Annotated in this window: 22 protein-coding genes; 7 read left to right on the top strand and 15 right to left on the bottom strand. The window is 61.1% G+C overall.

Annotated elements, in window-relative coordinates; translation table 11 throughout:
• Positions 1-21: 21 nt before the first annotated feature.
• The 6 genes from KO539_RS11685 to KO539_RS11660 all read right to left on the bottom strand — a co-directional run bounded on the left by KO539_RS11685 (position 22) and on the right by KO539_RS11660 (position 4,659).
• A complete protein-coding gene (locus KO539_RS11685) occupies positions 22-798 on the bottom strand; it encodes a peptidylprolyl isomerase (protein WP_034756072.1) in 777 nt (258 codons plus the stop codon).
• A gap of 111 nt (positions 799-909) precedes the next feature.
• Positions 910-1,689, bottom strand: a complete 780-nt coding sequence (locus KO539_RS11680; protein WP_131686481.1) for a peptidyl-prolyl cis-trans isomerase — start codon at positions 1,687-1,689, stop codon at positions 910-912.
• Positions 1,690-1,772: 83 nt separating this feature from the next.
• Entirely contained in the window at positions 1,773-2,060 is a 288-nt protein-coding gene (locus tag KO539_RS11675; RefSeq protein ID WP_219309383.1) for a BolA family transcriptional regulator, read from the bottom strand.
• A complete protein-coding gene (locus KO539_RS11670) occupies positions 2,057-2,686 on the bottom strand; it encodes a septation protein A (protein WP_219309381.1) in 630 nt (209 codons plus the stop codon). Before KO539_RS11670 ends, KO539_RS11675 begins: the two co-directional genes overlap by 4 nt.
• 83 nt (positions 2,687-2,769) lie before the next feature.
• Positions 2,770-3,171 (bottom strand): peptide-methionine (R)-S-oxide reductase MsrB, encoded by a 402-nt coding sequence (msrB, locus tag KO539_RS11665; RefSeq protein WP_035819122.1) that lies wholly within the window; start codon positions 3,169-3,171, stop codon positions 2,770-2,772.
• A gap of 9 nt (positions 3,172-3,180) precedes the next feature.
• The gene (locus KO539_RS11660) at positions 3,181-4,659 is read right to left on the bottom strand and encodes a YdiU family protein (protein WP_374106391.1); all 1,479 of its coding nucleotides are present in this window, start codon (positions 4,657-4,659) and stop codon (positions 3,181-3,183) included.
• Between the two features lie 225 nt (positions 4,660-4,884).
• On the opposite strand from KO539_RS11660, the gene KO539_RS11655 reads away from it, so the two are divergent.
• Positions 4,885-6,537 carry a 3-(methylthio)propionyl-CoA ligase gene (locus KO539_RS11655; RefSeq protein ID WP_257626239.1) on the top strand — a complete coding sequence of 551 codons (1,653 nt, stop codon included), beginning with the start codon at positions 4,885-4,887 and terminating at the stop codon, positions 6,535-6,537.
• Positions 6,538-6,543: 6 nt separating this feature from the next.
• Here KO539_RS11655 and KO539_RS11650 read toward each other — a convergent pair whose 3' ends face one another.
• The 4 genes from KO539_RS11650 to KO539_RS11635 are packed head-to-tail and all read right to left on the bottom strand — an operon-like array spanning position 6,544 to position 11,100.
• On the bottom strand, positions 6,544-8,067 hold the full coding sequence (locus KO539_RS11650; protein WP_257626238.1) for a chemotaxis protein CheW: 1,524 nt from the start codon (positions 8,065-8,067) through the stop codon (positions 6,544-6,546).
• On the bottom strand, positions 8,054-8,578 hold the full coding sequence (locus KO539_RS11645) for a chemotaxis protein CheD (RefSeq protein ID WP_219309379.1): 525 nt from the start codon (positions 8,576-8,578) through the stop codon (positions 8,054-8,056). Before KO539_RS11645 ends, KO539_RS11650 begins: the two co-directional genes overlap by 14 nt.
• Positions 8,575-9,399: a protein-glutamate O-methyltransferase CheR gene (locus KO539_RS11640; protein ID WP_219309377.1), complete on the bottom strand. Its 825-nt coding sequence runs from the start codon at positions 9,397-9,399 to the stop codon at positions 8,575-8,577. The genes KO539_RS11645 and KO539_RS11640 overlap by 4 nt, the downstream gene beginning before the upstream one ends.
• 3 nt (positions 9,400-9,402) lie before the next feature.
• A complete protein-coding gene (locus KO539_RS11635) occupies positions 9,403-11,100 on the bottom strand; it encodes a PAS domain-containing methyl-accepting chemotaxis protein (protein WP_219309375.1) in 1,698 nt (565 codons plus the stop codon).
• A gap of 577 nt (positions 11,101-11,677) precedes the next feature.
• Here KO539_RS11635 and KO539_RS11630 point away from each other — a divergent pair.
• Positions 11,678-13,765, top strand: a complete 2,088-nt coding sequence (locus tag KO539_RS11630) for a 3-hydroxyacyl-CoA dehydrogenase NAD-binding domain-containing protein (protein WP_219309365.1) — start codon at positions 11,678-11,680, stop codon at positions 13,763-13,765.
• 119 nt (positions 13,766-13,884) lie between these two features.
• Here KO539_RS11630 and KO539_RS11625 read toward each other — a convergent pair whose 3' ends face one another.
• The 3 genes from KO539_RS11625 to KO539_RS11615 form a co-directional block, all read right to left on the bottom strand.
• Positions 13,885-14,733: an alpha/beta fold hydrolase gene (locus tag KO539_RS11625; protein ID WP_219309364.1), complete on the bottom strand. Its 849-nt coding sequence runs from the start codon at positions 14,731-14,733 to the stop codon at positions 13,885-13,887.
• 107 nt (positions 14,734-14,840) lie between these two features.
• Positions 14,841-15,239 (bottom strand): VOC family protein, encoded by a 399-nt coding sequence (locus KO539_RS11620; protein WP_219309362.1) that lies wholly within the window; start codon positions 15,237-15,239, stop codon positions 14,841-14,843.
• A 101-nt stretch (positions 15,240-15,340) separates the two neighbouring features.
• A complete protein-coding gene (locus tag KO539_RS11615) occupies positions 15,341-15,580 on the bottom strand; it encodes a DUF2798 domain-containing protein (RefSeq protein ID WP_035819102.1) in 240 nt (79 codons plus the stop codon).
• Positions 15,581-15,676: 96 nt separating this feature from the next.
• On the opposite strand from KO539_RS11615, the gene KO539_RS11610 reads away from it, so the two are divergent.
• A complete protein-coding gene (locus tag KO539_RS11610) occupies positions 15,677-16,618 on the top strand; it encodes a LysR family transcriptional regulator (protein WP_219309360.1) in 942 nt (313 codons plus the stop codon).
• Between the two features lie 113 nt (positions 16,619-16,731).
• Positions 16,732-16,935, top strand: a complete 204-nt coding sequence (locus KO539_RS11605; protein ID WP_099402044.1) for a hypothetical protein — start codon at positions 16,732-16,734, stop codon at positions 16,933-16,935.
• 110 nt (positions 16,936-17,045) lie between these two features.
• Here KO539_RS11605 and KO539_RS11600 read toward each other — a convergent pair whose 3' ends face one another.
• Positions 17,046-18,746 (bottom strand): MFS transporter, encoded by a 1,701-nt coding sequence (locus KO539_RS11600; protein WP_219309358.1) that lies wholly within the window; start codon positions 18,744-18,746, stop codon positions 17,046-17,048.
• Between the two features lie 228 nt (positions 18,747-18,974).
• Between KO539_RS11600 and KO539_RS11595 the strand changes: the two genes are divergently transcribed.
• The 3 genes from KO539_RS11595 (at position 18,975) to KO539_RS11585 (ending at position 21,666) form a co-directional block, all read left to right on the top strand.
• Positions 18,975-20,153 (top strand): acetyl-CoA C-acyltransferase, encoded by a 1,179-nt coding sequence (locus KO539_RS11595; protein ID WP_219309357.1) that lies wholly within the window; start codon positions 18,975-18,977, stop codon positions 20,151-20,153.
• Between the two features lie 126 nt (positions 20,154-20,279).
• Positions 20,280-20,582 carry a Dabb family protein gene (locus tag KO539_RS11590; RefSeq protein ID WP_099377195.1) on the top strand — a complete coding sequence of 101 codons (303 nt, stop codon included), beginning with the start codon at positions 20,280-20,282 and terminating at the stop codon, positions 20,580-20,582.
• 85 nt (positions 20,583-20,667) lie between these two features.
• Complete coding sequence (locus KO539_RS11585; protein WP_219309355.1) at positions 20,668-21,666, top strand: NADP-dependent oxidoreductase; 999 nt, start codon at positions 20,668-20,670, stop codon at positions 21,664-21,666.
• 51 nt (positions 21,667-21,717) lie between these two features.
• Here the strand turns inward: KO539_RS11585 and KO539_RS11580 are convergent, their stop codons facing one another.
• A complete protein-coding gene (locus KO539_RS11580) occupies positions 21,718-22,914 on the bottom strand; it encodes an FAD-dependent monooxygenase (RefSeq protein ID WP_219309353.1) in 1,197 nt (398 codons plus the stop codon).
• Positions 22,915-22,957 lie beyond the last annotated feature (43 nt).

Genomic DNA, 22,957 nt, shown 5'->3' with positions numbered 1-22,957 from the left:
CCTTTTCATCTTCATCCGATATTACTGGATTTTTGCCTTCTTCATCAACTCATCGCGGTAAGCGGCGAGCTTCTTCTGTTGCAGCGACTCGGCTACTTGGCCCTTGACTTCTTCCAGTGCCGGCAGCTTCGTCGGACGGGTCTCTTCCAGCTTGATCACGTGGAAGCCGAATTGCGATTGCACTGGCGTTTGCGTGACCTGGCCTGGTTTCAGGGCAACCATGGCGTCGGAGAATGGCTTGACGTACGAAGCTGGGCTAGCCCAGTCCAGGTCGCCGCCATTGGCTGCGGAACCGTCTTTCGATACTTTCGCCAGTTCTTCGAACTTGGCGCCGCCTTTCAGCTTGGCGATGATGTCTTTCGCTTCCGCTTCGGTGGCCACCAGGATGTGGCGTGCATGGTATTCCTTGTCGCCGGCCTGTGCCTTGAACTTGTCGTACTCGGCCTTGATTTCAGCGTCCTTGACAGGGTTTTTCTTGACGTAGTCGGCCAGCAGGGCGTTGATGATGATGCTTTGACGGGCATTGTCGATCTGCGACTTGACTTCCGGACGCGTGCCGTAGCCTTGCTTGTCGGCTTCCTGGATCAGCACTTCGCGGCCGATCAGGTCTTTCTTGATGGCTTCGCGCAATTGCGGCGAATCCGCTTGCTTGCCTTGGGCGACGACTTGCTTGACGACCTGGTCGACGCGCGACGAAGGGATGGCCTTGCCATTCACGGTGGCCACGTTTTGCGCGAACGCAGGGATCGCTACAACGGCGACCAGGGCTAAGATCAGGCGGGCTGGCTTCAAAATCATGTTCATTCCTAATAAATATACTAAAAATCGATACGCGCGACTGCCGTGCAGTGCGCATTCAGGCGCAGAATACACGACCGGCGCCGAAAAGGGCGCCGGGGAGGTCAGTTCTTACTGAACTTTCGCTTTTTTGATCATTTCTTCCTGATACGCTTGCAGTTTCTTTTGCTGCAGCGCTTCGGCGATCTGTGGCTTGACTTCTTCCAGGGTCGGCAGTTTTGCCGCGCGGGTGTCGTCCAGCTTGATCACGTGGAAACCGTTAGGCGTTTGCACCGGGGTGTCGGTGACCTGGCCTTTTTGCAGTTTCACGAAGGCGTCCGAGAAGACTTTCGGGAAGGACGATGGGGCTGCCCAGTCCAGGTCGCCGCCGTTGTCGGCCGAACCGGCATCTTTCGATTGCTTGGCCAGGTCTTCGAACTTGGCGCCGCCTTTCAGCTTGGCGATGATGTCTTTCGCTTCCGCTTCGGTGGCCACCAGGATGTGGCGCACGTGGTATTCCTTGTCGCCGGTCTGGGCCACGAACTTGTCGTATTCCGCCTTGATTTCAGCGTCGTTGACCGGGTTCTTTTTCAGGTAGTCGCCGACCAGGGCGTTGATGACGATGGCCTGGCGTGCGTTCTCGATTTGCTGCTTGACGGCTGCATCTTTACCGAAACCTTTGTTTTCCGCTTCTTGCATCAGCACTTCACGGCCGATCAAGTCCTTCTTGATCATTTCGCGCAGTTGCGGCGAATCCGGTTGCTGGCCTTGGGCGACGACTTGTTTGACGACTGCATCAACGCGCGACGATGGGATAGGCTTGCCATTAACAACGGCAACATTTTGCGCAAAAACAGGTACCGCGACAACGGCGAGTAGTGCGATCAGCAAGCGGGCTGGCTTAAAAGTCATTATTAAATCCTGTTAGGGAAAGTTTCGTAAAAAACGCATGGAAAGAATCTATAACATGGCTCGGGTACGCCAAAACGCCATCCTTACACTACTTCGGACGGCGCCAGGGCCACAATCGCCAATGCATGTATCTCATTATGCATCATATCGTGCACGGAATCATACACCAGTCGATGGCGCATGACGAGCCTGAGCCCCTCAAATTGACTAGAAATTATGCGTAGATTGTAATGGCCTCCGCCCGAGGCGGCGCCAGCATGGCCCCGGTGGCGCGCCGAGTCGTCTTCCAGCACGCATTCCACAGGAGAAAGTGCCGTTTCCAGGCGGGTACGAATGCGCTCCATGCGCGTTGTCGTGTCGTTTGTCATCATGCGTCTTCCTTGATATGTTTGGCCAGGAACAGGGTTTGCGCCACGATGAAGGCAAAGAAAATGCCTGTCGCGCCAAACGCCTTGAAGCTGACCCAGGCGGCCATGTCGCCCTGGTACAGCACGAAGGCCACGAACAGGTTCAGTGCGCCCAAAAGGCCGAAGAAAATGATCCATGCGGCCAGCAGCTGGTTCCATACGGCATCCGGCAATTGCACTTGCGCTTCCATGGTCTTGCGGATCAGGTTTTTCTTGAAGCCAACATGCGCGATCAGCAGGGCCAGGCCGGACAGCCAGTAAATCAGGGTCGGCTTCCATTTCAGGAAGAAATCGTCATGCAGGTAAATGCTGGCGCCGCCGAACACGACAAAGATGAACAGCGACAGCCACAACATGCCGTCCACCTTGCGTCCGCGCAGCAGCAGATAACTGACCTGGCAGGCGGTGGCGATGATGCCGACGAGGGTGGCGAGTATCCACGGCGCCTGGTCGGCCTTGATCAGGCCGCCGGACACGAAGCCGGACAAATATTGCTGCACGAAATCGTGCGTGGCCGCTTCATACATGCCGCCCAGCTTGAAGGCGGCGAAGAAGGCGATCAGGGGGAATAGGTCGAATAGAAATTTCATGGCGAGACTTTACACTGGTCTTATTAAAATCATCTTAGGAATGGCTTAGGAGCAACCGAATCGCTCCCAAGCATTCCTGTGTCTCATGGCTGCGGATCGAAGCGCAAGGAGGCCGAATTGATGCAATAGCGCAAGCCGGTCGGCGGCGGGCCGTCCGGGAAGACGTGGCCCAGGTGGGCGTCGCAGACGGCGCAGATAATTTCCGTGCGCAGCATGCCATGGCTGCGGTCGGTGATTTCCGTCACGTTGGCAGGGTCGAGGGCCTGGAAATAGCTGGGCCAGCCGCAGCCCGAGTCGAACTTCGTATCCGAGGCGAACAGGGGCGTGTTACAGCAGACGCAGGTATAGACGCCGTGTTCATGGTGGTCCCAGAACTTGCCCGTGAAGGCCCGTTCCGTAGCGGCGTGGCGCGTGACTTCGTATTGCATCGAGTCGAGCATGGCGCGCCATTCGGCGTCGGTTTTCTTGACTTTATTCGTGGTCATAATGACTCCTCAGGATGAGCAACTGACTTCAAGGTGGCTGGCCCAGTCGGGCGGCAGGGCCGCATAGTGCTGGTGTTCCGGCTGTTCGTCAAATGGCTTTTGCAATATTTCCAGCAATGTCGCCACTTCCGTGTAATCGTGCTGCTGGGCTTTCTCGATGGCCACTTGCGCTAGGTAGTTGCGCAGCACGTATTTCGGGTTGACCAGGTTCATCGCCGCTTGCCGCTCGGCATCGATGCTGTGCTCTTGCAACAGGCGCGCGCGGTATTGCGCCGCCCATGTATCGAAGGCGGGGCGGTCGATGAACATGTCGCGCAGCACCGTGTCGTGCTCGGGAGCATCTACTTGCAGTGTCGACAGGGCGCGGAAGAAGTTGGTGAAATCCACGTGATTGGCTTGCATCAGCGCAAACATGCTGTCGAACAGCACCGTGTCGTCGTCTTGCACCGTGCGCAAGCCCAGCTTGGCGCGCAGCAAGGCATTCATCTTGTCCGCAAAGGCCGGCTGGTAGCTGTCCAGCGCCGCCTGCGCCAGTTCCACTTCTCCGATCAAGGGCAGCAGTGCCTGGCCCAGCGCATAGCAGTTCCAGTGGCCCACCTGCGGCTGGTTGGCGTAGGAATAGCGGCCTTGCTGGTCCGTATGGTTGCAAATGTGCTCGGCATCAAACGCTTCCATGAAGCCGAAGGGGCCGTAATCGAGCGTCAGTCCCAGAATCGACATATTGTCCGTATTCATGACGCCATGCATGAAGCCCACGGCTTGCCAGTGCGCAATCATGTGCGCCGTGCGCACGCACACTTCGGCCAGCAAGGCTTGATATGGATTTGATGCAGCGCGCAAGTGGGGGTAGAAGCTGTCGATGACGTAATCGGCAAGGATTTTCAGCTCGTCCGGCTGCTTGCGGTAAAACCAGTGTTCGAACGAGCCGAAGCGAACAAAACTTGGCGCCATGCGCGTCACGACGGCGGCAGTCTCAACGGTTTCGCGCATGATGCCTTGCTGCGAACCCATGATGGACAGCGCGCGCGATGTAGGTATGCCGAGCGCCGCCATGGCTTCCGAGCACAGGAATTCGCGTATGGACGAGCGCAGCACGGCGCGGCCGTCGCCCATGCGCGAATACGGCGTGGCGCCGGCGCCTTTCAGCTGCAGCTCCATGGGGCCGTGTTCGGTGGCGATATCGCCCAGCAGGATGGCGCGGCCATCGCCCAGCTGGCCGGCCCAGACGCCGAACTGGTGGCCCGAATACACGGCCGACAGGGGCATCGAACGCTCGGCAACGGCATTGCCGCTCAGCAGCGCCACATAGTCCGGCTCGGCCAGACGCGCCGCATCGAGGCCGATGAGGGCTGCGGCTGGCGCGCTGGCGGCCACGAAATACGGGGCGGGCAGGGGCGTGGGCATCAAGCGCGTATAGAACGCGGGCGGCAAGGCCGCAAAGGCGTTATCCAGTGGTAAGGTATGAGCGGTGATGGCAATTCCAGTCAAATTAGATGTGGCGGCAGGTAGCGCCAGCCTGGAGTGCGATTTTACCGCACGGCGCCAAGGCGCGTGGCGGGCGCTCTTGCAGGTGTTTGCATAGCAAGAAACGGAATCAAGAATTCCATGTTGCATCGCAATATCGAAATGCGTTGACGATTTCCGCACGACCGTACGAAACTAAGGAAAGTCTTTAAATTCCAACAACAAGCAAGTATTCACCCAGGAGAGACGATGTCGGCATTCCCCTTGAGTCCAGTGATGGGCCAGATGATGAATCAGCCCCTGCTGATTTCCAGCATTATCGAGTTTGCAGCGCGTCATTACGGGGGCAGCGAAATCATTTCGCGGCGGGTGGAAGGCGATATGCACCGCTACACCTACCGCGATTGCCACCAGCGCGCGCGGCGCCTGGCCAACGCCTTGCATGGCCTCGGCGTCGGCATGGGCGACCGCGTCGCCACGCTGGCCTGGAATGGCTATCGCCACCTGGAAGCATACTATGCCGTGTCCGGCTCGGGCGCCGTCTTGCACACGATCAATCCGCGCCTGTTTCCGGACCAGATCGCCTACATCTCGAACCATGCCGAAGATCAGGTCTTGCTGTTTGACCTGACCTTTTTGCCCGTGGTGGAAAAGATCGCCGCCGACTGCACCTTCGTGCGCCATTTCGTGCTGATGTGCGACCGCGAACGCATGCCCGCCAGCAGCACGATTCCCGATCTGCTGTGCTATGAAGACTTGATCGCCACGCATTCCGACGATTACACGTGGCCCTTGTTCGACGAGAATGCGGCCGCTACCCTGTGCTACACGTCGGGCACGACGGGCAACCCCAAGGGCGCCCTGTATTCGCACCGCTCGACCGTGCTGCACGCGTATGCCTCGGCCATGCCCAGCGCGCTGAACGTGCGCGCTTCCGACACCGTCTTGCCCGTCGTGCCCATGTTCCACGTGAATGCCTGGGGCTTGCCGTATTCCGTGCCCTTGTCCGGCGCGCGCATGGTGTTTCCCGGCGCGGCGCTCGATGGCAAGTCGCTCTACGAACTGTTCGAGGCGGAAAAAGTGACGTTTTCGGCCGGCGTGCCTACAGTCTGGCTGGGCTTGCTGAACCACGCCTTGCAGAATAATCTGCAATTTTCCACCTTCCGCCGCACGGTGATCGGCGGCGCGGCGTGCCCGCCGGCCATGATGGATACCCTGATCGACAAGTTCGACGTGGAAGTCATCCACGCCTGGGGCATGACGGAAATGTCGCCGCTGGGCACGGCGGGCGGCTTGCAAACCAAGCACCTGGACTTGCCGAAGGACGAGCAGCGCAAGATTTTGCAAAAGCAGGGCCATGCGATTTATGGCGTGGACATGAAGATCGTCGACGACGACGGCAAGGAATTGCCGTGGGACGGCATCAGTTATGGCCATTTGCTGGTGAAAGGGCCGTGGATCATTTCCTCGTATTACAAGAACGAGGGTGGCGAGGTGCTGCAGGATGGCTGGTTCCCCACGGGCGACGTGGCCACCATCGACACGGACGGCTACATGCAGATTACGGACCGCAGCAAGGACGTGATCAAGTCCGGCGGCGAGTGGATCGGCACCATCGACCTGGAAAACCTGGCCATGGCGCACCCGGCCGTGCTGCAGGCGGCCTGCATCGGCGTGTTCCACCCGAAATGGGACGAGCGCCCCGTACTCGTCGTCGTGCTGCGTCCCGGCATGACGGTCACGCGCGACGCCTTGCTGCAGTTTTTCGAGGGCAAGATCGCCAAGTGGTGGACGCCGGACGACGTGCTATTCATCGACGCCTTGCCCATGGGCGCCACGGGCAAGATCCAGAAGAACAAGCTGCGCGAGCAGTTCAAGGGGCACCAGTTGCCGGGGATGTAAAGCAGCCTAGGCAGCCTGCGGCAGCGCCGCCCCCAGTTTTTCCAGCAGATGATCGCACTGGAAGACGGACAGGGTCTGGCGCTGCGCCTCCGTGCCGATATCGATCATCTCATCCATTTCGCTGCGCAAGTCGTCGTGTTCACCCGTGCGGATGATTTGCGGCGCGGCAAAGCGCTGGCTGTCGGAAATGGTCATGATGTTGTCGACGTGGTCGACGAGAAAGCCGTAGCGCTCGTTGCCCCGTTCCACTATCAGAATCTTGCCGGTGCTATCGTCCGGCAAGGCCGGCATGGCGTATAACTGGCGCAAGTCGATGATGCTGATCATTTGCTGGCGCAAGTTGAGCATGCCGCGCATGCAGGCCGGCATGCCCGGCGGCGTGGTGATGGCGCCGCTGAAATCGATGATTTCGCGCACTTGCCCGATTTCCACGGCGAAGCGGGTTTCCACCGTAAACGTGATGTAGACGCGGCGCTGCGCCTTGCGCGTGGTGGCCGCCGTTTCCGTCTCGGCCGGATACAGGCGCGCGTGGCCGTCGCGCATCTCGACAATTTCCGCCTGCGACAGGATGCCCTTGTGGTCGAGGAAAATGATGTCGCCCAGCCCTTCTTTCGTGATGCAGCCGGCGAACATGGCGGCGCGCGCCTTGCTCAGCAGGGGAATCGGCAGCACTTCGTCGCCAAAGAAATGCACGATGCTGTCGACGGAATCGACGAGGAAGCCCACGGTCGTGTCGTCGAGGCGCACGACGATGACGCGCTGGTCGCCTGTTGCAGCCGTGCCGGACGCGGGCGCCTGCAGCAGGGCGCCGAAGTCGATGACGGCCACCTGGCTGCCGCGAAAATGCATGCGCCCCAGGCACAGCTCGCTGTTCAGCAGGGAGCTGTGCAGCTCCGGCACCCGGATGATTTCCTGAATGGCCAGCATTTCAAAGGCAAACGTGGCGCCAGCCGCATGGAAACTGACGCATTGCCGGCGTTCGCTTTGCGCATGGTAGCGGGCCGTGCTCAGCTTGGCGCCCGTCGCCTGCAGGGCCAGCACATGGGGCACGTTTTCAATGCGCAGCAGGGCGTGCGGGTCGAGCACCTGCAGCAGGCGCGCGCCGCCATCGAGCAAGATCGTGCCGGCGATGACGGCGTGGCTGTCGCCGGCCGCATATTGCAGGGCGCTGCGGGCGCTGGCGGGCACGCGCAGGATTTCGCCCGTATCCTGGAAGACGATGCCGATCAGCACTTGCTGGAAGTCGAGGATGGCGATCTTGTCCGTGGCGACGGCGCGCGGCGCCTCGGCACGGAACAAGCGGCCCAGGTTGACCACCGGAATGACGCTGCCGCGCAAGGTGAACATGCCTTCCAGATACGCGGGCGACAGGGGCAGGGCCGTGACTTTCGCCGGGTAGTTCACCACTTCGCGGATGCAGCTGGCGGGCAGGGCGAATTCATCGTCGCCCAGGTGGAAGGAGCCGAACAGTTCGGTGGCCGTGTCGCTTGCGCCCTGCGCTTGCAAGCCCGTCGCTTCATGCATATCCATATGCGCCTTCCTTGCGTGGAATTAATTCGGGTGGCGCCACCACATCGGTGACGGCATAGCTGTGATGGGCGCAATCGATCAGCAACTGGCGCCCGTGGCGGCCGCCCAGCGCGCAGAAACTCACCGCCAAGCCGCACTGGTCCAGGTATTTTTGCGCCGCTTGCGCGTTTTGCCGGCCCACTTGCAATCTCCCGTTGCGCGGACCAAACATGCTGGCGCCGCCCGCCAGCACCACTTCGATGTCGGCGTAATCGGCCTGGCGCACGCCCATCAGGCGCAGCAGCGAAGGCACCGCCTGGCTCACGTAGCGTGCCCCCAGGCCGCTGTCGGCGCCCGGCGCTTCCGGCAGCAAACAGTGGGCCAGGCCGCAGCACGGGCCATTCTTCCAGATGAAACCGATGCCGATGCACGAACCCAGCAAGGCTTGCAGCTGCTCGCCATGCGTGCCCACGCTAAGTTGCCCCATGCCAACATGGTGCAGCGGCAAGCCAGGGTCGATGATGATGCTCATGCGCTACCTGCCTTATAAATCATGGGAAACTCGAATTGATAGCCGGTACCGAGACGGGCGATGGTTTCCGACTCGCCCAAGATCAGCCGGCCTTCATCCTTCAGGCTCAGGCGCGCCTGGCGCAGCACGGTTTCCTGGTGCTCGGCATCGAAATAAATCAGCACATTGCGCAGGAACACCAGGTCGAACTGCCGTGCCGGACGCAATGCTTCCAGCAAATTATGCTGCGCAAAGCTGACGTGTTGCCGTAGTTCTTCATTGACCTGGACGCCATACGGTGCGGGCGTGAAATATTTTCGCAGCAAGTCCGGGTGCGACAGACGGATGCGCTCGACGGAGCGCCCGCTGTACTGGCCGGCCCGTGCCGCGCCCAGGATCTGCTGAGAAATGTCGCTGGCCAGGATCTGGTAGCGGAAAGCGGGCGTTTGCAGCTTGAATTGCTCGCACAGCATGGCGATCGAATACAGTTCCTCGCCGCTGGCGGCCGCCGCCGACCAGATGGCCAGGCAGCCGTCCGGATGCGCGCGGGCCCAGGCGGGCAGGTAGCGGTCGCGGAAGTAATCCCAGATCGACGGCGTGCGGAAGAACAGGGTGTCGTTGGTGGTCACCAGGTCGATGAAATGGTCCACCTCGTCGCGGTCGCTGGCCACGCGTTCCAGGTAAGCCTGGTAGCTGTGCAGGGACAGCGCCTGCAGCCGTGGCTGCAAACGCCGTTCCAGCAAGACGCTCTTGCGCGCCGTCATGGCGATGCCCGTATGCTGGCGCACCAGCGCGATCAGCGTCGTCAGCACCTCGGGCGTCAAGCTGGCCGCGTGGCTCATGGCCTACACCACGAAGCCGGAGACAGTCTGGTTCAGGCTGCCAGCGCGCTCGTTCAGTCCGTCCGTCGAGCGGGCGATGCTGTCGCAGTTGGCGGCCGACTTTTCCGTTTCCTCGGCGATGTACTGGATCGCCGTCGACACTTCGCGCGCCGTCAGCAGCTGCTCGTTGGCCGCGTTCGAGATATCGGAAATGGCCAGGGTGGTCTTCGCCACGCCCGAGACGATCTTGTCGAAGGCGTCGCTGGCCTGGCGCGAAATCTCGCTGCCGGTGGAAACGCGCTTGACGGATTCGTTGATCAGCTTGGAGATTTCCTTGGTCGCCTGCGACGAGCGCTCGGCCAGCTTGCGTACTTCGTCGGCAACGACGGAAAAGCCCAGGCCGTGCTCGCCCGCGCGCGCCGCCTCGATGGCCGCGTTGAAGGCCAGCATATTCGTCTGGTTGGCGATTTCGCTGATGACCTTGACGATTTCGCCGATGTCTTCCGACGAGCGATTGATCAAGTCCATCGCCTCGATCGACTTGGCGACGGCGCGCGCGCCCGCTTCCGCTTCCTGCTGTGTGGCTTTCGCCAGGGAATCGGCATTCGAAGTGTTTTCCGCGATGGAATTGATGGAAAACGTCAGGCCGTCGATGGAAGCATTCATTTCTTCCACCGTGGCGCCCAGCGCCTGCGTGCCCACGGCCACGCCCGTGGCCCGTTCGGCGATGGCGTGCGAGGCGTCGGCAAAGCCGTTGGCGGCCGACACCACGTTGCCGATCACGCCGCGCAAGTCGACGATCATCTTGCTGATGCCGCCGGCCAGCAGGTCGATCGGCTCGTCGCCCTCGGGCACGATATTGCAGGTCAGGTCGCCTTGCGCCGCGCGCGCCACCGATTCGAGCAGGGCGTTGACCTTGCGGCTGTCGTTGGCGGCCTTGGACTGGATGCTGTTTTCCAGGTTCACCTGTTCGCTGATGTCGATGGCGAACTTGACCACTTTATATGGCTTGCCGTTCAGGTCGAGGATGGGGTTGTAGGTGGCCTGTATCCACACCACCTTGCCATGGTTGCCCAGGCGCTTGTAGCGGCCCGCGTCGAATTCGCCGCGGTTGAGCTTTTGCCAGAATTTCTTGTACTCGGCGCTGCTCTCATACTCGGGCTCGCAGAACATGCGGTGGTGCTCGCCCTGGATATCGCTCAAGTCGTAATCCATGACGGCGAGGAAATTCTCATTCGCTTCCAGCACATTGCCCTGCATGTCGAATTCGATCACGGCCTGCGCCTTGCCGATGGCGCTGACCTTGCCTTCGTATTCGACATTGCGCTTTTTCAGGGCCGTGATCTCGGTAGCGAACTTGATGACTTTATACGGCTTGCCGTCCGCGTCAAGGATGGGGTTGTAGGAAGCGTTGATCCACACTTCGCGCCCATCCTTGGCGCGGCGCTTGTATTCGCCCTGGTCGAATTCGCCGCGTCCCAGCTTGGCCCAGAAGTTGCTGTATTCGTCCGTTTTGACATACTCGGGGTCGCAGAAGATGGCATGGTGCTTGCCTTGCACTTCCGCCAGGGTATAGCCGACGACACGCAGGAAATTCTCATTCGCATGCAAGATGGTGCCGTCGAGCTCGAATTCGATGACGGCCTGGACACGGTTCAATGCAGTGTTTATCGCTTGTAAGTCCAGATCCTGGGAGTGGCTGACATGGCTGGCTGCGTCCATAGTATTTCCTTCGGGGTGAGAAGAGGAATGGGAGCGATAAGGCTGCTGTTATTATTTTTTCTGCTATCGGTTTAAGACAAGGATTAAGGCAAGGATTAAGGTCGCGGTGTTATTGCATCAGCCGGCATCCGGTGATAATCGGTGAGAATGTGCGCGATGAACCGCGCCGATGTTCGCCATACGCATTGCCTATAGTAGATAAATTGTAGAGTATTGATTTGAATCAATAATTTATTATTCCCCAGCATCTGGCGAAAAACAAGGGGAGGGAATAAATAATCTAAAAAATGTCGCAATTGACCCCTGGCCGCATATAACAAACGCATTCTTTCACATAATAAAACGATGTTATTATTATTGTGCTTTTATTATTTAAATGAATATCCAAGTGATAGCTTCTACAGGAGCTTGCCGCTTGCAGCAGAATCTTCCCGCAAACGATGTTGTACCATGGCGTACCATGCTGGCACCGGACGCGCCACGACAAAAATAATACGAGCGTTCTTTTATGCGGTATAGTGAAGCTTCATCCCTTGCAACCACCTCATCGCTGAGCAAAAATCAATAAGGAAGAGACATGAGTGCTGAATATCAAGTGAACGGCGCCGTTGCCGTCATTACCCTGGCCAACCCGCCCGTCAATGGCCTGGGCCTGGCGACGCGCACGGCCGCCGTGGCCGGCATCCGCCAGGCGCTGGCGGACGAGGCCGTCAAAGCCATCGTCATCACGGGCGCCGGCAAGGCCTTTTCGGGCGGCGCCGACATCAAGGAATTCAATTCGCCCAAGGCGCTCACGGAACCGACCCTGCATACCCTGATCAACGTTGTCGAGCAATCGACCAAACCGGTCGTGGCGGCCATCCACAGCGTCTGCATGGGTGGCGGCCTGGAGCTGGCGCTCGGCTGCAACTACCGCGTGGCCGCGCCGGGCGCGCAGATGGCCTTGCCGGAAGTCAAACTCGGCATCTTGCCGGGCGCGGGCGGCACGCAGCGCCTGCCTAGAGTGCTGGGCCTGGAAATGGCGCTCAACATGATCGTTTCGGGCACGCCCGTCGCATCTGAAAAACTGGCCGGCACGGCCCTGTTCGACGAAGTCATCGCGCCTGGTGCCGATTTGCTGGCCGCCGCCGTGGCCTTCGCCACGAAAGTGGCCGATGTGCGCCCGCTGCCGAAAGTGCGCGAGCGCAAGGTCGATTACCCGAATCACGAAGCGTTTTTGCAGTTTTCGCGCAATACGGTCAAAGCCATGTCGGGTCCGTTCCCCGCGCCGCTCAAATGCGTCGACGCCGTGGCGGCCGCCGTGACGATGAAATTCGACGAGGGCTTGAAGTACGAGCGCGACCTGTTCATGCAGCTGGTGCAGTCGCCGGAATCGAAAGCCCTGCGCCACGCCTTCTTTGCCGAACGGGTCGCCAGCAAGGTGCCCGACGTGCCATCCGACACGCCCGTGCGCACGATCGCCAGCGCGGCCATCGTCGGCGCCGGCACCATGGGCGGCGGCATCGCCATGAACTTCGCCAACGCGGGCATCCCCGTGATGCTGCTGGAAACCAGGCAGGAAGCGCTGGACAAGGGCCTGGCCACGATACGCAAGAATTATGAAAACACGGTCAAGAAGGGCAAGCTGACGCAAGAGAAGGCCGAGCAGCGCATCGCGCTCGTTTCCGGCACGTTGGCGTATGCTGACATTGCGCAGGCGGACATCGTCATCGAAGCCGTCTTCGAGGAACTGGGCGTCAAGGAAACCGTCTTCAAGCAGCTCGACGCCGTCATGAAGCCGGGCGCCATCCTCGCCTCGAACACGTCTACATTGGACCTGGACAAGATCGCCGCGTTCACCCAACGCCCGCAGGACGTGATCGGCACGCATTTCTTCAGCCCGGCAAATGTGATGAAGCTGCTGGAAATCGTCCGCGGCAAGGAGACTGGCAAGGACGTGCTGGCCACGGCGCTGGCCCTGTCGAAAAAGCTGAAGAAAACCGGTGTCGTCTCGGGCGTGTGCGATGGGTTCATCGGCAACCGCATGATCGAGCAATACAGCCGCCAGGCCGGTTTCCTGCTGGAGGAGGGTTGTCTGCCGGAACAGGTCGACAAGGCGGTCGAGAAATTCGGCTTCGCCATGGGCCCGTTCCGCATGGGCGACCTGGCCGGCAACGACATCGGCTGGGCCATCCGCAAGCGCCGCTACGTGGAAAAACCGGAAGTGACGTATTCGAAGACGGCCGACCTGCTGTGCGAATTGAATCGCTATGGCCAGAAGACGGGCGCCGGCTGGTATGACTACAAGGCGGGCGACCGCAAGGCCTATCCGTCGGAACAGGTCAACGCCATGATCATCCAGCACTCCGCCGACATCGGTGTGGCGCGGCGCAAGATCAGCGACCAGGAAATCGTCGAACGCCTCGTGTATGCGCTCGTCAACGAAGGCGCGCGCATCCTGGAAGAGGGCATCGCCCTGCGCGCCTCGGACATCGACATGGTGTATTTGACGGGCTACGGCTTCCCGCTGTTCCGCGGCGGCCCCATGTTCTACGCGGACACGGTCGGCTTGCCGAACGTGCTCGACACGATAGCCGGCTACGCCAAGGGCCGCCACGGCGAAGCGTGGACACCGGCGCCGCTGCTGGTGACGCTGGCGGGCGAGGGCAAGGGCTTTAACAGCTGATGAGGCACGGTTGAAAAGATGTAGGTCGGATTAGCGAGGCTCGCCTCGCGTAATCCGACAACATTGTTGGCCGTAGCGGTGTCGGATTACGCGGCATGCCGCTAATCCGACCTACGTTGTTATTTCTTCTTCGCTACCATCTTGACCGCCTCGTTGACGATGACGGGGTTGTCTTTTTGGATGTAGTAGCCGGCGCCCGTGATGCGCTCGATGGCTGGCGCGCCGGACAGGCGCTGCCAATCTTTTTCCTGGGCCCGCACCACGTTCTCGAACGAACCCATTTCCTCGATGCCGAACTTGTCGCGCACCAGCAGCATGGCGGGCACGCGCAGCGGGCTGCTCATGTCGACGTGCTGCAGGCACTGCGTCTGGGCATCGAATTCGGCCGATTCCGTACTGTTGAACATGAGTTTGCGCCGCGTTTTGACGAGCATGGCGTAGGCGGACGCGTCCGTCTGCAGGCGGTTCCATTGCTGCGGGTGCGTGGGGTCGAGCAAGACCAGGCCGGCCACGTCCTGCGGGTACAGCCTGGCATACACATACTGGTACAGCCCGCCCAGGCCATGGCCGACCAGCACATACGGCGGCTTCAGGCCCGCTTGCGCCAGCAGGGCGCGCTGCTGGGCGGCAATGGTGCACGGGTCGCGCGGCGTGGTGGTTTTTTTGCTGTCGCCGTAGCCGGGACGGTCGTACACGAGCACGCGGTGCTGCCTGGCCACTTCGGGCACCACCTTGGCCCACACATCCTTGCCGTCGCCCATGGCCGACTGGAACACCACGGGCAAGCCGCTCTGGCCGCTCAGGGTGTAGGCGATGCTGGCGTCAGGCAGGGCGGCCGTGGCCGGCACGCCGGGCATGACCGGGGTCGATGGCAACAGGGAGCAGCCGGAAAAACAGCCTGCCAGCAGCAAGCCGGCGCTGGAGAGGAGCATGGTGCGCGCGGGGCGGCCGACGAATAGATGATGCATGAATCTCCTTCTTGGTGCACGGACCGGGGACGGGTATGGCTTGCCAGCCATTATAGGCAAAACGTATCGAAGTGGAAATGCCGAACAGAGGCGTATTTCCCGTCCTGTCAGCCGGCGTCGGCGCGATGGCAGACGGCTTCGATGCGGTTGCCGTCCGGATCGAACAAAAAGGCCGCGTAATAGCTGGCGTGATAATGGCGCAAGCCGGGCGCGCCCAGGTCGATGCCGCCGTGCGCCAGCCCCGCATGCCAGAACGCTTCCACGGCCGCGCGCGAGGGCGCCTTGAAGCAGCAATGACGGCGCGGCGCGTCGTCGGGCGTGGGGCCGAGGCGCACGGAAAAATAGCTGCGCCCGGGATGCTGCGCATCGCTGCGCTCGCCATAGCCTATCCATGCATCGGCATGGTCGCTGCCCACCTTGGGCACGGCGAGGGCGGCGAAGATGGCGTCGTAGAAGCGCTCGGCGCGTTCCAGGTCGCTGACGGTGAGGGAAACGTGGTCGAGCATGGGTACTCCGCTATAAAAACAAGGACGGCCATAGCATAGCCCGGATCAGGGCGGCCGTGGGCGGGAGTGACCGAGTGATACTGTTGCTGGCCGACTGCCGGTTAAGGGCGGCTGGCGAGCCGGGCCACGATGCTGCGGCTGAACAGTTGCACGCGGGGCGCGAACAGCATCACGGCGCAAAAGGCCACGGGCCAGGCGGCAAAGAAGGCATGGCGCCAGCGGGGCAGGAAGTCGGCCTGCAGGCCGATATTGAGCCAGGTGACCCAGGCGCTCATCAGCAGGGTCATGAGCAGCGACATCAGGAAGGCAAATACGCAGCGCAGGCGCAGGGCGTCGGACATGGTGCACTTTCAAAGTGTAAAGATACGCCAGCGTAACGACTTGCAGCAATCTATACTAGAGCCATATTTTTAATTTCAAATCCCGAAAATGCAATCATGCTCGACGATTTAGCCTTATTTGTCGCCATTGTCGAGGCGGGCAGCCTGCATGCGGCGGCCGTCAAGGAAAGCTTGCCCGCCGCGACCGTCACGCGCCGGCTGCAAAAACTGGAAAGCCAGCTCGGCTACCGCTTGCTCAACCGCAGCGCGCGCCGCCTGCAGCCAACGGCGGAAGGCTGGCAGTACTACGAGCAGTGCCGGCCCCTGGTCCATGCCTTGCGGCAAGCGACGCAGCAGCTCGACGCCAGCTTGTCGGCCGTCTCGGGCAGCATCCGCGTGCTGGCGCCCGTCAACTTCGCCAGCGGCTTGCTGACGCCGGCCTGGGTCAGCTTCATGCAGAAGTATCCGGACATCCGCCTGGAGCTGGAACTGTCGAACCTGCTGCAAGACCTGGTGGGCAGCGGCGCCGACCTGGCCATCCGCGTGGGCGCGCTCGACGATTCCTCGCTGATGCAGCGCCGGCTGGGCAGCGCCGCGCTGGTGATGGTGGCCGCGCCAGCCTACCTGGCGCGCGCCGGCGTGCCGCGCGACTTGCAGGAACTGGAAAAGCACGAGCTGATCGTGGCCGAGCCGCTGCGCAGCTGGCGCTTGCGGCGCCCTGGCGACGGCGCCGAAATGGTGATCGAACCGCAGGCGCGCCTGCGCGTCAACGAGATGCGCCTGGCCGTGGAGATGGCCGACGCGGGCATTGGCATCTTGCTGTGCCCACTGCTGCAATGCCGCGACGAAGTGGCCAGCGGCAGCCTCGTGCGCGTGCTGCCCGACTGGATGCCGCAGCCGCGTCACGTGTACGCCGTGTGGACGCAGCGGCGCTACCTGCCGGCCCGCGTGCGCGTCTTGCTTGAGCACCTGGCGGCGTTTGCGGCCGGCAATCCGCTGTTGAACGAGGAGGCCGGCGCCGATCAGCTCCTTGCGCCGGGTATCCTTTCCAATAAGTAATACCGAGCGCTTGTACTTTTCGTCAAGATCGCGTTAAGATAAAGCAGCCCGCTTATCCAGTGGGCAATCTGGTGTTTTTTCGCGCAATCCCGTCCCTATCCATGAGAGTAGCAATGAAATATCTGATCATTCCCTTCTTGCTGGCCATCACCGGCTGCGAAGTACTGTATGACGCGAACCGGGACAAGATCGGCGAGTACTGCAACAGCCTCAATAATTTTGACGACCGCAACGCCTGCCGCAAGCGCAACCAGACCAGCTACCAGGAATACGTGCAGCAGCGCGACCAGGTGAAAAAGAGCAAGAGCGACAAATAAGTTCGCCGCAGCAGACGCCACATACGCGGTACAAAAAAACAAACGCCGCTGACCAGTCAGCGGCGTTTTGCATTGCGGACCCCGGTCTTGCGACCGGGGCTTGCTTCAGATTAATCGTCAGCGTAGATATTGTTATCCTTCGTTTCCTTGACGAACAGGGTGCCGATCACGACAGTCGCCAGGGCGACGACGATCGGATACCACAGGCCGTAATAAATGTCGCCCTTGAAGGCCACCAGCGCGAAGGCCGTGGTCGGCAGCAAGCCGCCGAACCAGCCGTTACCGATATGGTAGGGCAGGGACATCGAGGTGTAGCGTATACGCGTCGGGAACATTTCCACCAGCATGGCGGCGATCGGGCCATACACCATGGTTACGTACAGCACCAGGATGAACAGCAGCAACACGACCATCGGCTTGTTGATCTGGTCCGGATCGGCTTTCGCAGGGTAGCCCGCTTCCTTGATGCCGGCGCCCAGTTCTTTCTTCAGCGCCACTTCGTGGGCCTTGCTTTCCGCATCGAAGTTCAGGCCGTCCGGCGTCATGACGGCGTTAAACGACGTAAATTCCTTCGTACCGATGCGCACCTTGGCGATGCTGCCGGCTGGCGCGTCTTCCTTCGTGTAGTTCACCGAGCTGTTCGACAGGAAGCCCGTGGCGATGTCGCACGACGAGGGGAATTTCTTGGTGCCCGTCATGTTGAACTGGAAGTGGCAGGAAGCAGGATCGGCGACCACCACTACTGGCGAGTTCTTCAGAGCCGCTTCCAGCTGCGGGTTGGCGAAGTGGGTCAGGCCGTTGAAGATCGGGAAGTAGGTGGCCGCGGCGATCAGGCAGCCGCCGAGGATGATGTACTTGCGGCCGATGCGGTCGGACAGGCTGCCGAAGAACAGGAAGAACGGCGTGGCCAGCAGCAGGGCGATGGCGACCAGCACGTTGGCCGTTGCCAGGTCCACTTTCAGGGTCTGGATCATGAAGAACAGGGCGTAGAACTGGCCCGTGTACCAGACGACTGCCTGGCCGGCGGTCAGGCCGATCAGGGCCAGGATGACGATCTTCAGGTTTTTCCACTGGCCGAATGCTTCCGTCAGCGGGGCTTTCGAGGTCTTGCCCTCGGCTTTCATCTTGGAAAACGCCGGCGATTCATTCATGGCCAGGCGGATCCACACGGAAATACCCAGCAGGATGACGGAGACCAGGAAGGGAATGCGCCAGCCCCATGCTTCGAAATCCTTCTCGCCGGTCGCCAGGCGGGTGCCCAGGATGACCATCAGCGACAGGAAGAAGCCCAGGGTTGCCGTCGTTTGTATCCACGCTGTGAACGCGCCGCGCTTGCCTTCAGGCGCGTGCTCGGCCACATAAGTGGCTGCGCCGCCGTACTCGCCGCCCAGCGCCAGGCCTTGCAGGATGCGCAGGATGACGAGGATGATCGGTGCGGCGATGCCGATGGAGGCGTGGCCCGGAAGCAAGCCGACGATGAAGGTGGAGCCGCCCATGATCAGAATCGTGATCAGGAAGGTGTACTTGCGGCCGATCATGTCGCCCAGGCGGCCGAAGACCAGCGCGCCGAACGGACGCACGATAAAGCCGGCGGCAAACGCCAGCAGCGCGAAGATGAAGGTGGTGGTAGGGTCGCCGATGAAGAATTGCTTGGCGATGATGGAAGCGAGCGAACCGTACAGGTAAAAATCGTACCATTCAAAGACGGTGCCGAGCGAGGATGCAAAGATGACCTTGCGTTCCTCGGGCGTGATAGGCGTGCCTTTGGTGGAAAATTTCCGTACGTCGGCCGGGCCGGATGGTGATGCCATGGTTTGTCTCCCTATGTTTTATAGTGAACTGGTGCCGCGGTCTTTTTGACCATTCTTGCAACAGCTGGAGGCGAGTGTGTTCTCCGAACCTTACGTCATGCTTGCTTGAAACTTACACCAAGCTTACAAATCGTTGTTCGTCCGAACTTTGCGAACGACCGTACTTAAATGTGCTATTCTCATTGCGCAGATACCTCACCCCATAATATCCCCACAAGGAGACACAGCATGAATGAAGCCGTCATCGTATCGACCGCCCGCACGGGCCTGGCCAAGTCCTGGAAAGGCGCGTTCAACATGACGCATGGCGCCACCCTGGGCGGCCACGTGCTGGCCGCCGCCGTCGAGCGCGCGCGCATCGAGGCGGAGGAAGTGGAAGACGTGCTGGTCGGCTGCGCCTTCCCTGAAGGCGCGACGGGCGGCAATATCGCGCGCCAGGTGGCGCTGCGCGGCGGCTGCCCCGTGACGACGGCCGGCATGACCGTCAACCGTTTTTGCTCGTCGGGCTTGCAGGCCATCGCCCTGGCGGCGCAGCGCATCATCGCAGGCGAAGGCGATATCTATGCGGCGGGCGGCGTGGAATCGATTTCTTGCGTGCAAAACGAAATGAATACGCATATGTACCGCGACGTCTGGTTGCAGCAGCACAAGCCGGAAGTGTACTGGCCCATGCTGCAGACGGCCGAAACCGTGGCCAAGCGCTACCAGATTTCACGCGAGCGCCAGGATGCCTATGGCGCGCAAAGCCAGCAGCGCGCAGCAAGCGCCCTGGCTGCCGGCCTGTTCGATGCGGAAATCGTGCCGATGACTACGATCATGGGCGTGGCCGACAAGGCCAGCGGCATGCTGGTCTCGCGTGAAGTGACGATTGCCGCCGACGAAGGCATCCGTGCCGACACGACGTATGACGGCGTGGCGAAGATCCGCCCGGCCATTCCTGGCGGCGTCATCAGCGCCGGCAACGCCAGCCAGTTTTCCGATGGCGCTTCGATGGCCATCGTCATGAATGCGAAAGTGGCCGAAGCGAAAGGTCTACAACCGCTGGGCATCTTCCGCGGCTTTGCCGTGGCCGGCTGTGAACCCGATGAAATGGGTATTGGCCCCGTCTACGCGATTCCGAAACTGCTGAAAAAGGCGGGCTTGACGGTGGCCGACATCGGCCTGTGGGAACTCAACGAAGCGTTCGCCGTGCAAGTGCTGTACTGCGCCGACACTCTGGGCATCCCCATGGACCGCCTGAACGTCAATGGCGGCGCGATTGCCGTCGGCCACCCGTACGGCGTGTCGGGCGCCCGGCTGACGGGCCACGCCTTGATCGAAGGCAAGCGCCGCGGCGTCAAATACGTGGTCGTGACCATGTGCATCGGCGGCGGGCAGGGCGCGGCCGGGCTGTTCGAAGTACTGTGATTTAAATTAAACCCAGTCTGCGGGCGGCTTCCAGGGCCGCCCGTTTGCATTGCGCGCCCGCTTCCTGCAAGACCTGCCGATAGCGGGTACAGTAATGCTTCATTAATAAACAAGCAGCCTGCCACCATGATCAAGCACATCGTTTTCTGGAAACTGTTAGACCACGCCGAAGGCGCCGACCGCGCCACGAACGCCTTGAAACTGAAAGCCTTGCTCGATTCCTGTTCCGACCTGGTGCCCGGCATATTGAAATTCGAAGCAGCCGTGGCCCAGCCGGGCCTGGAAGCCACCTACGACATCGTCCTGTACAGCGAATTCGCCAGCCGCGAAGCGCTCGATGCCTACCAGAACCATCCCGAGCACGTGAAAATCAAGCCGTTTTTTGGGGCAGTGCGGGAAGCGCGGCAATGCATGGATTACGAGATTTAGTCGTTACGCAACAGACACCCGGGGTCAGACCCGGCGGGTCTGACCCCAGCCTTCCGCTGATCTTCTCTATCGTCAAGGAGCATTCATGACCACCTATCAACGCATCGTCCTCGCCTCGCGCCCCGCCTCCACGGAGGAAGTGCAGCCGGCACATTTTCGCCTGGAAACTCAAGACCTTCCCGCCATGAAGGATGGTGAATTGCTGGTACGCAATCAGTACCTGTCGCTCGATCCTTACATGCGCGGGCGCATGAGTGCCAATAAAAGCTATGCGGCGCCGCAGGCTTTGAATGAAACCATGATCGGCGGCACGGTGGGCGTCGTGCTGGAATCGAAGCATCCGAAGTTCGCCGTGGGCGACACGGTGGTGGGAACCCTGGGCTGGACGGAAGTGGCCGTGTCGGACGGCACGATGCTGCGCAAGGTCGACACGACGCATATTCCTGCCTCCGCCTACCTCGGTTCCGTCGGCATGCCGGGCATGACGGCCTGGTATGGTTTGAATCAGATCATGGCGCCGAAAGCGGGCGAAACCGTGGTCGTGTCGGCCGCCAGCGGCGCCGTGGGCAGCGTCGTGGGGCAACTGGCGAAATTGAAAGGCTGCCGCGTCGTCGGTATCGCCGGCGGTGCGGACAAGTGCGCCTATGTGGTGAATGAACTGGGTTTCGATGCCTGTGTCGACTACAAGGCGGGCAATCTTGAGGCCGATCTGGCGGCGGCCACGCCGGACGGCATCGACGCCATCTTTGAAAACGTGGGCGGCGCCATCTTCGATGCGGCGCTGGCGCGCACCAATGCCTTTGGCCGCGTGGCCGTGTGCGGCTGGATCGCCGGCTACAACGGCGAACCGACGCCCCTCGACAATGCGCGCCTGATCCTCACCAACCGCCTGAGCGTGCGCGGCTTCATCGTTTCGGAACAGCCGGAATTCTGGCCGCAGGGACTGGCGGAACTGGGAACGCTGGTGGCGACGGGCAAGCTGAAATTCCGCGAATCCGTGGCCGACGGCCTGGCCAGCGCACCCGAGGCCTTCATCGGCCTCTTAAAAGGGCGCAACTTCGGCAAGCAGCTGGTGAAGTTGTAACCGGGCCGTCCTGAAAAGTGACCGGGCGCGCCCGGTAGCGCAGCAATGCTTTCAATAGATCGGGAGCGTGAAATCCTCGTCGATCCTGCGCACCTTGCTCGTGGCGTTCGCTTGCAACAGCGACTGGATCAGGGCGCTGCCGAAGCACCGTTGCAGCAGGTGCGCGATGGCGATGCCGAACCGCGTCCGCACGTGCATGAGCCGGATGAGGCGAGGGCTCAGCTCCCGCTGCGACCGCTCGGCATACGGGCGCAGGATGCGTTCGTATGCCTCGAAAGCCTGGGTGTGGGTCGCGCACCTCTTGATTTCCCCCGCCAGCACGTAGGCTCCCACCAGCGCCAACGCCGTGCCCTTGCCCGTAAATGGCGTCGGGCAGTGCGCCGCATCGCCCAGCAAGACCAGCCGGCCTTTTGACCAGGTGGAAGCTTGTACCTGGCTCATCGGCCCGAAGTAGAAGTCCTGGACGTTATCAAGCTCGGCGATGATACGATCGGCCACCTTGCCCCGGCCCACCAGTGCCGCCCGCAGCGTCTCGCGCGGCGACGGCGCCGTTGGACTTCGCAGGCCAGGCTCAGCGGCAGGAAAGGTCATCAGCACGGTAGTGTGCGTCAAGCCACCTGGCCTGAGGTTGATCATCGTCCCGCCTATGCCATTGACGGAGCAGGCCCAGAAGTCGTCTTCCGGCCGCCGGGGAATGTTGAAAAAAGCCATGTAGGCACCGAGGTAACGCATGCGCGTTTCAGCAGCCAGCGCCAGGTCTCTGGTCGGCGAGCTCACGCCGTCGGCGCAGATCACCAGTTCGAAGTCCTCTGCCGTGCCATCGGCAAAGATTGCCCGCACGCCATTTTCAATCTCTTCAACGGCACTGACGGACGTGCCAAAACGGTATTCGCAAGTGCCGTGGGTAGCATCGAACAAAATACGGGCGAAATCGCCGCGCAGGATTTCAAAATCGCAGGTCAGTCCGCCGATACTACCTTTGGGAAAAACAGCCACCACCTTGCCGGCCGCGTCGAGCCACTTCTGGCCGCACTCCAGCGTGTCGCGCGCCTCGACCTGTGATGTCAAACCCATGAGCTTGATGACCTGCTGCGCGGCATCCTTCACATCGATGTTCTGCCCGCCGACCCTGAGCGCGCCAGCCTTTTCGACAAGCACCACGGAGTAGCCGTACCTGCTCAGCCACCAGGCACACGCAGGGCCGGCGATGCCGCCGCCGCAGATCAGGATTTTCTTCGTTTGTTCCATGTGACAGCTTTCGTGGTTGTGATGTCAGCGTCCATGTTAGGCG

The sequence above is a fragment of the Janthinobacterium sp. NKUCC06_STL genome (genome assembly GCF_019345455.1).
Classification (GTDB): domain Bacteria; phylum Pseudomonadota; class Gammaproteobacteria; order Burkholderiales; family Burkholderiaceae_D; genus Janthinobacterium; species Janthinobacterium rivuli.
The sequence above is the reverse complement of the archived record's forward strand: the minus strand, read 5'-3'. Positions and strand labels throughout refer to the sequence as shown.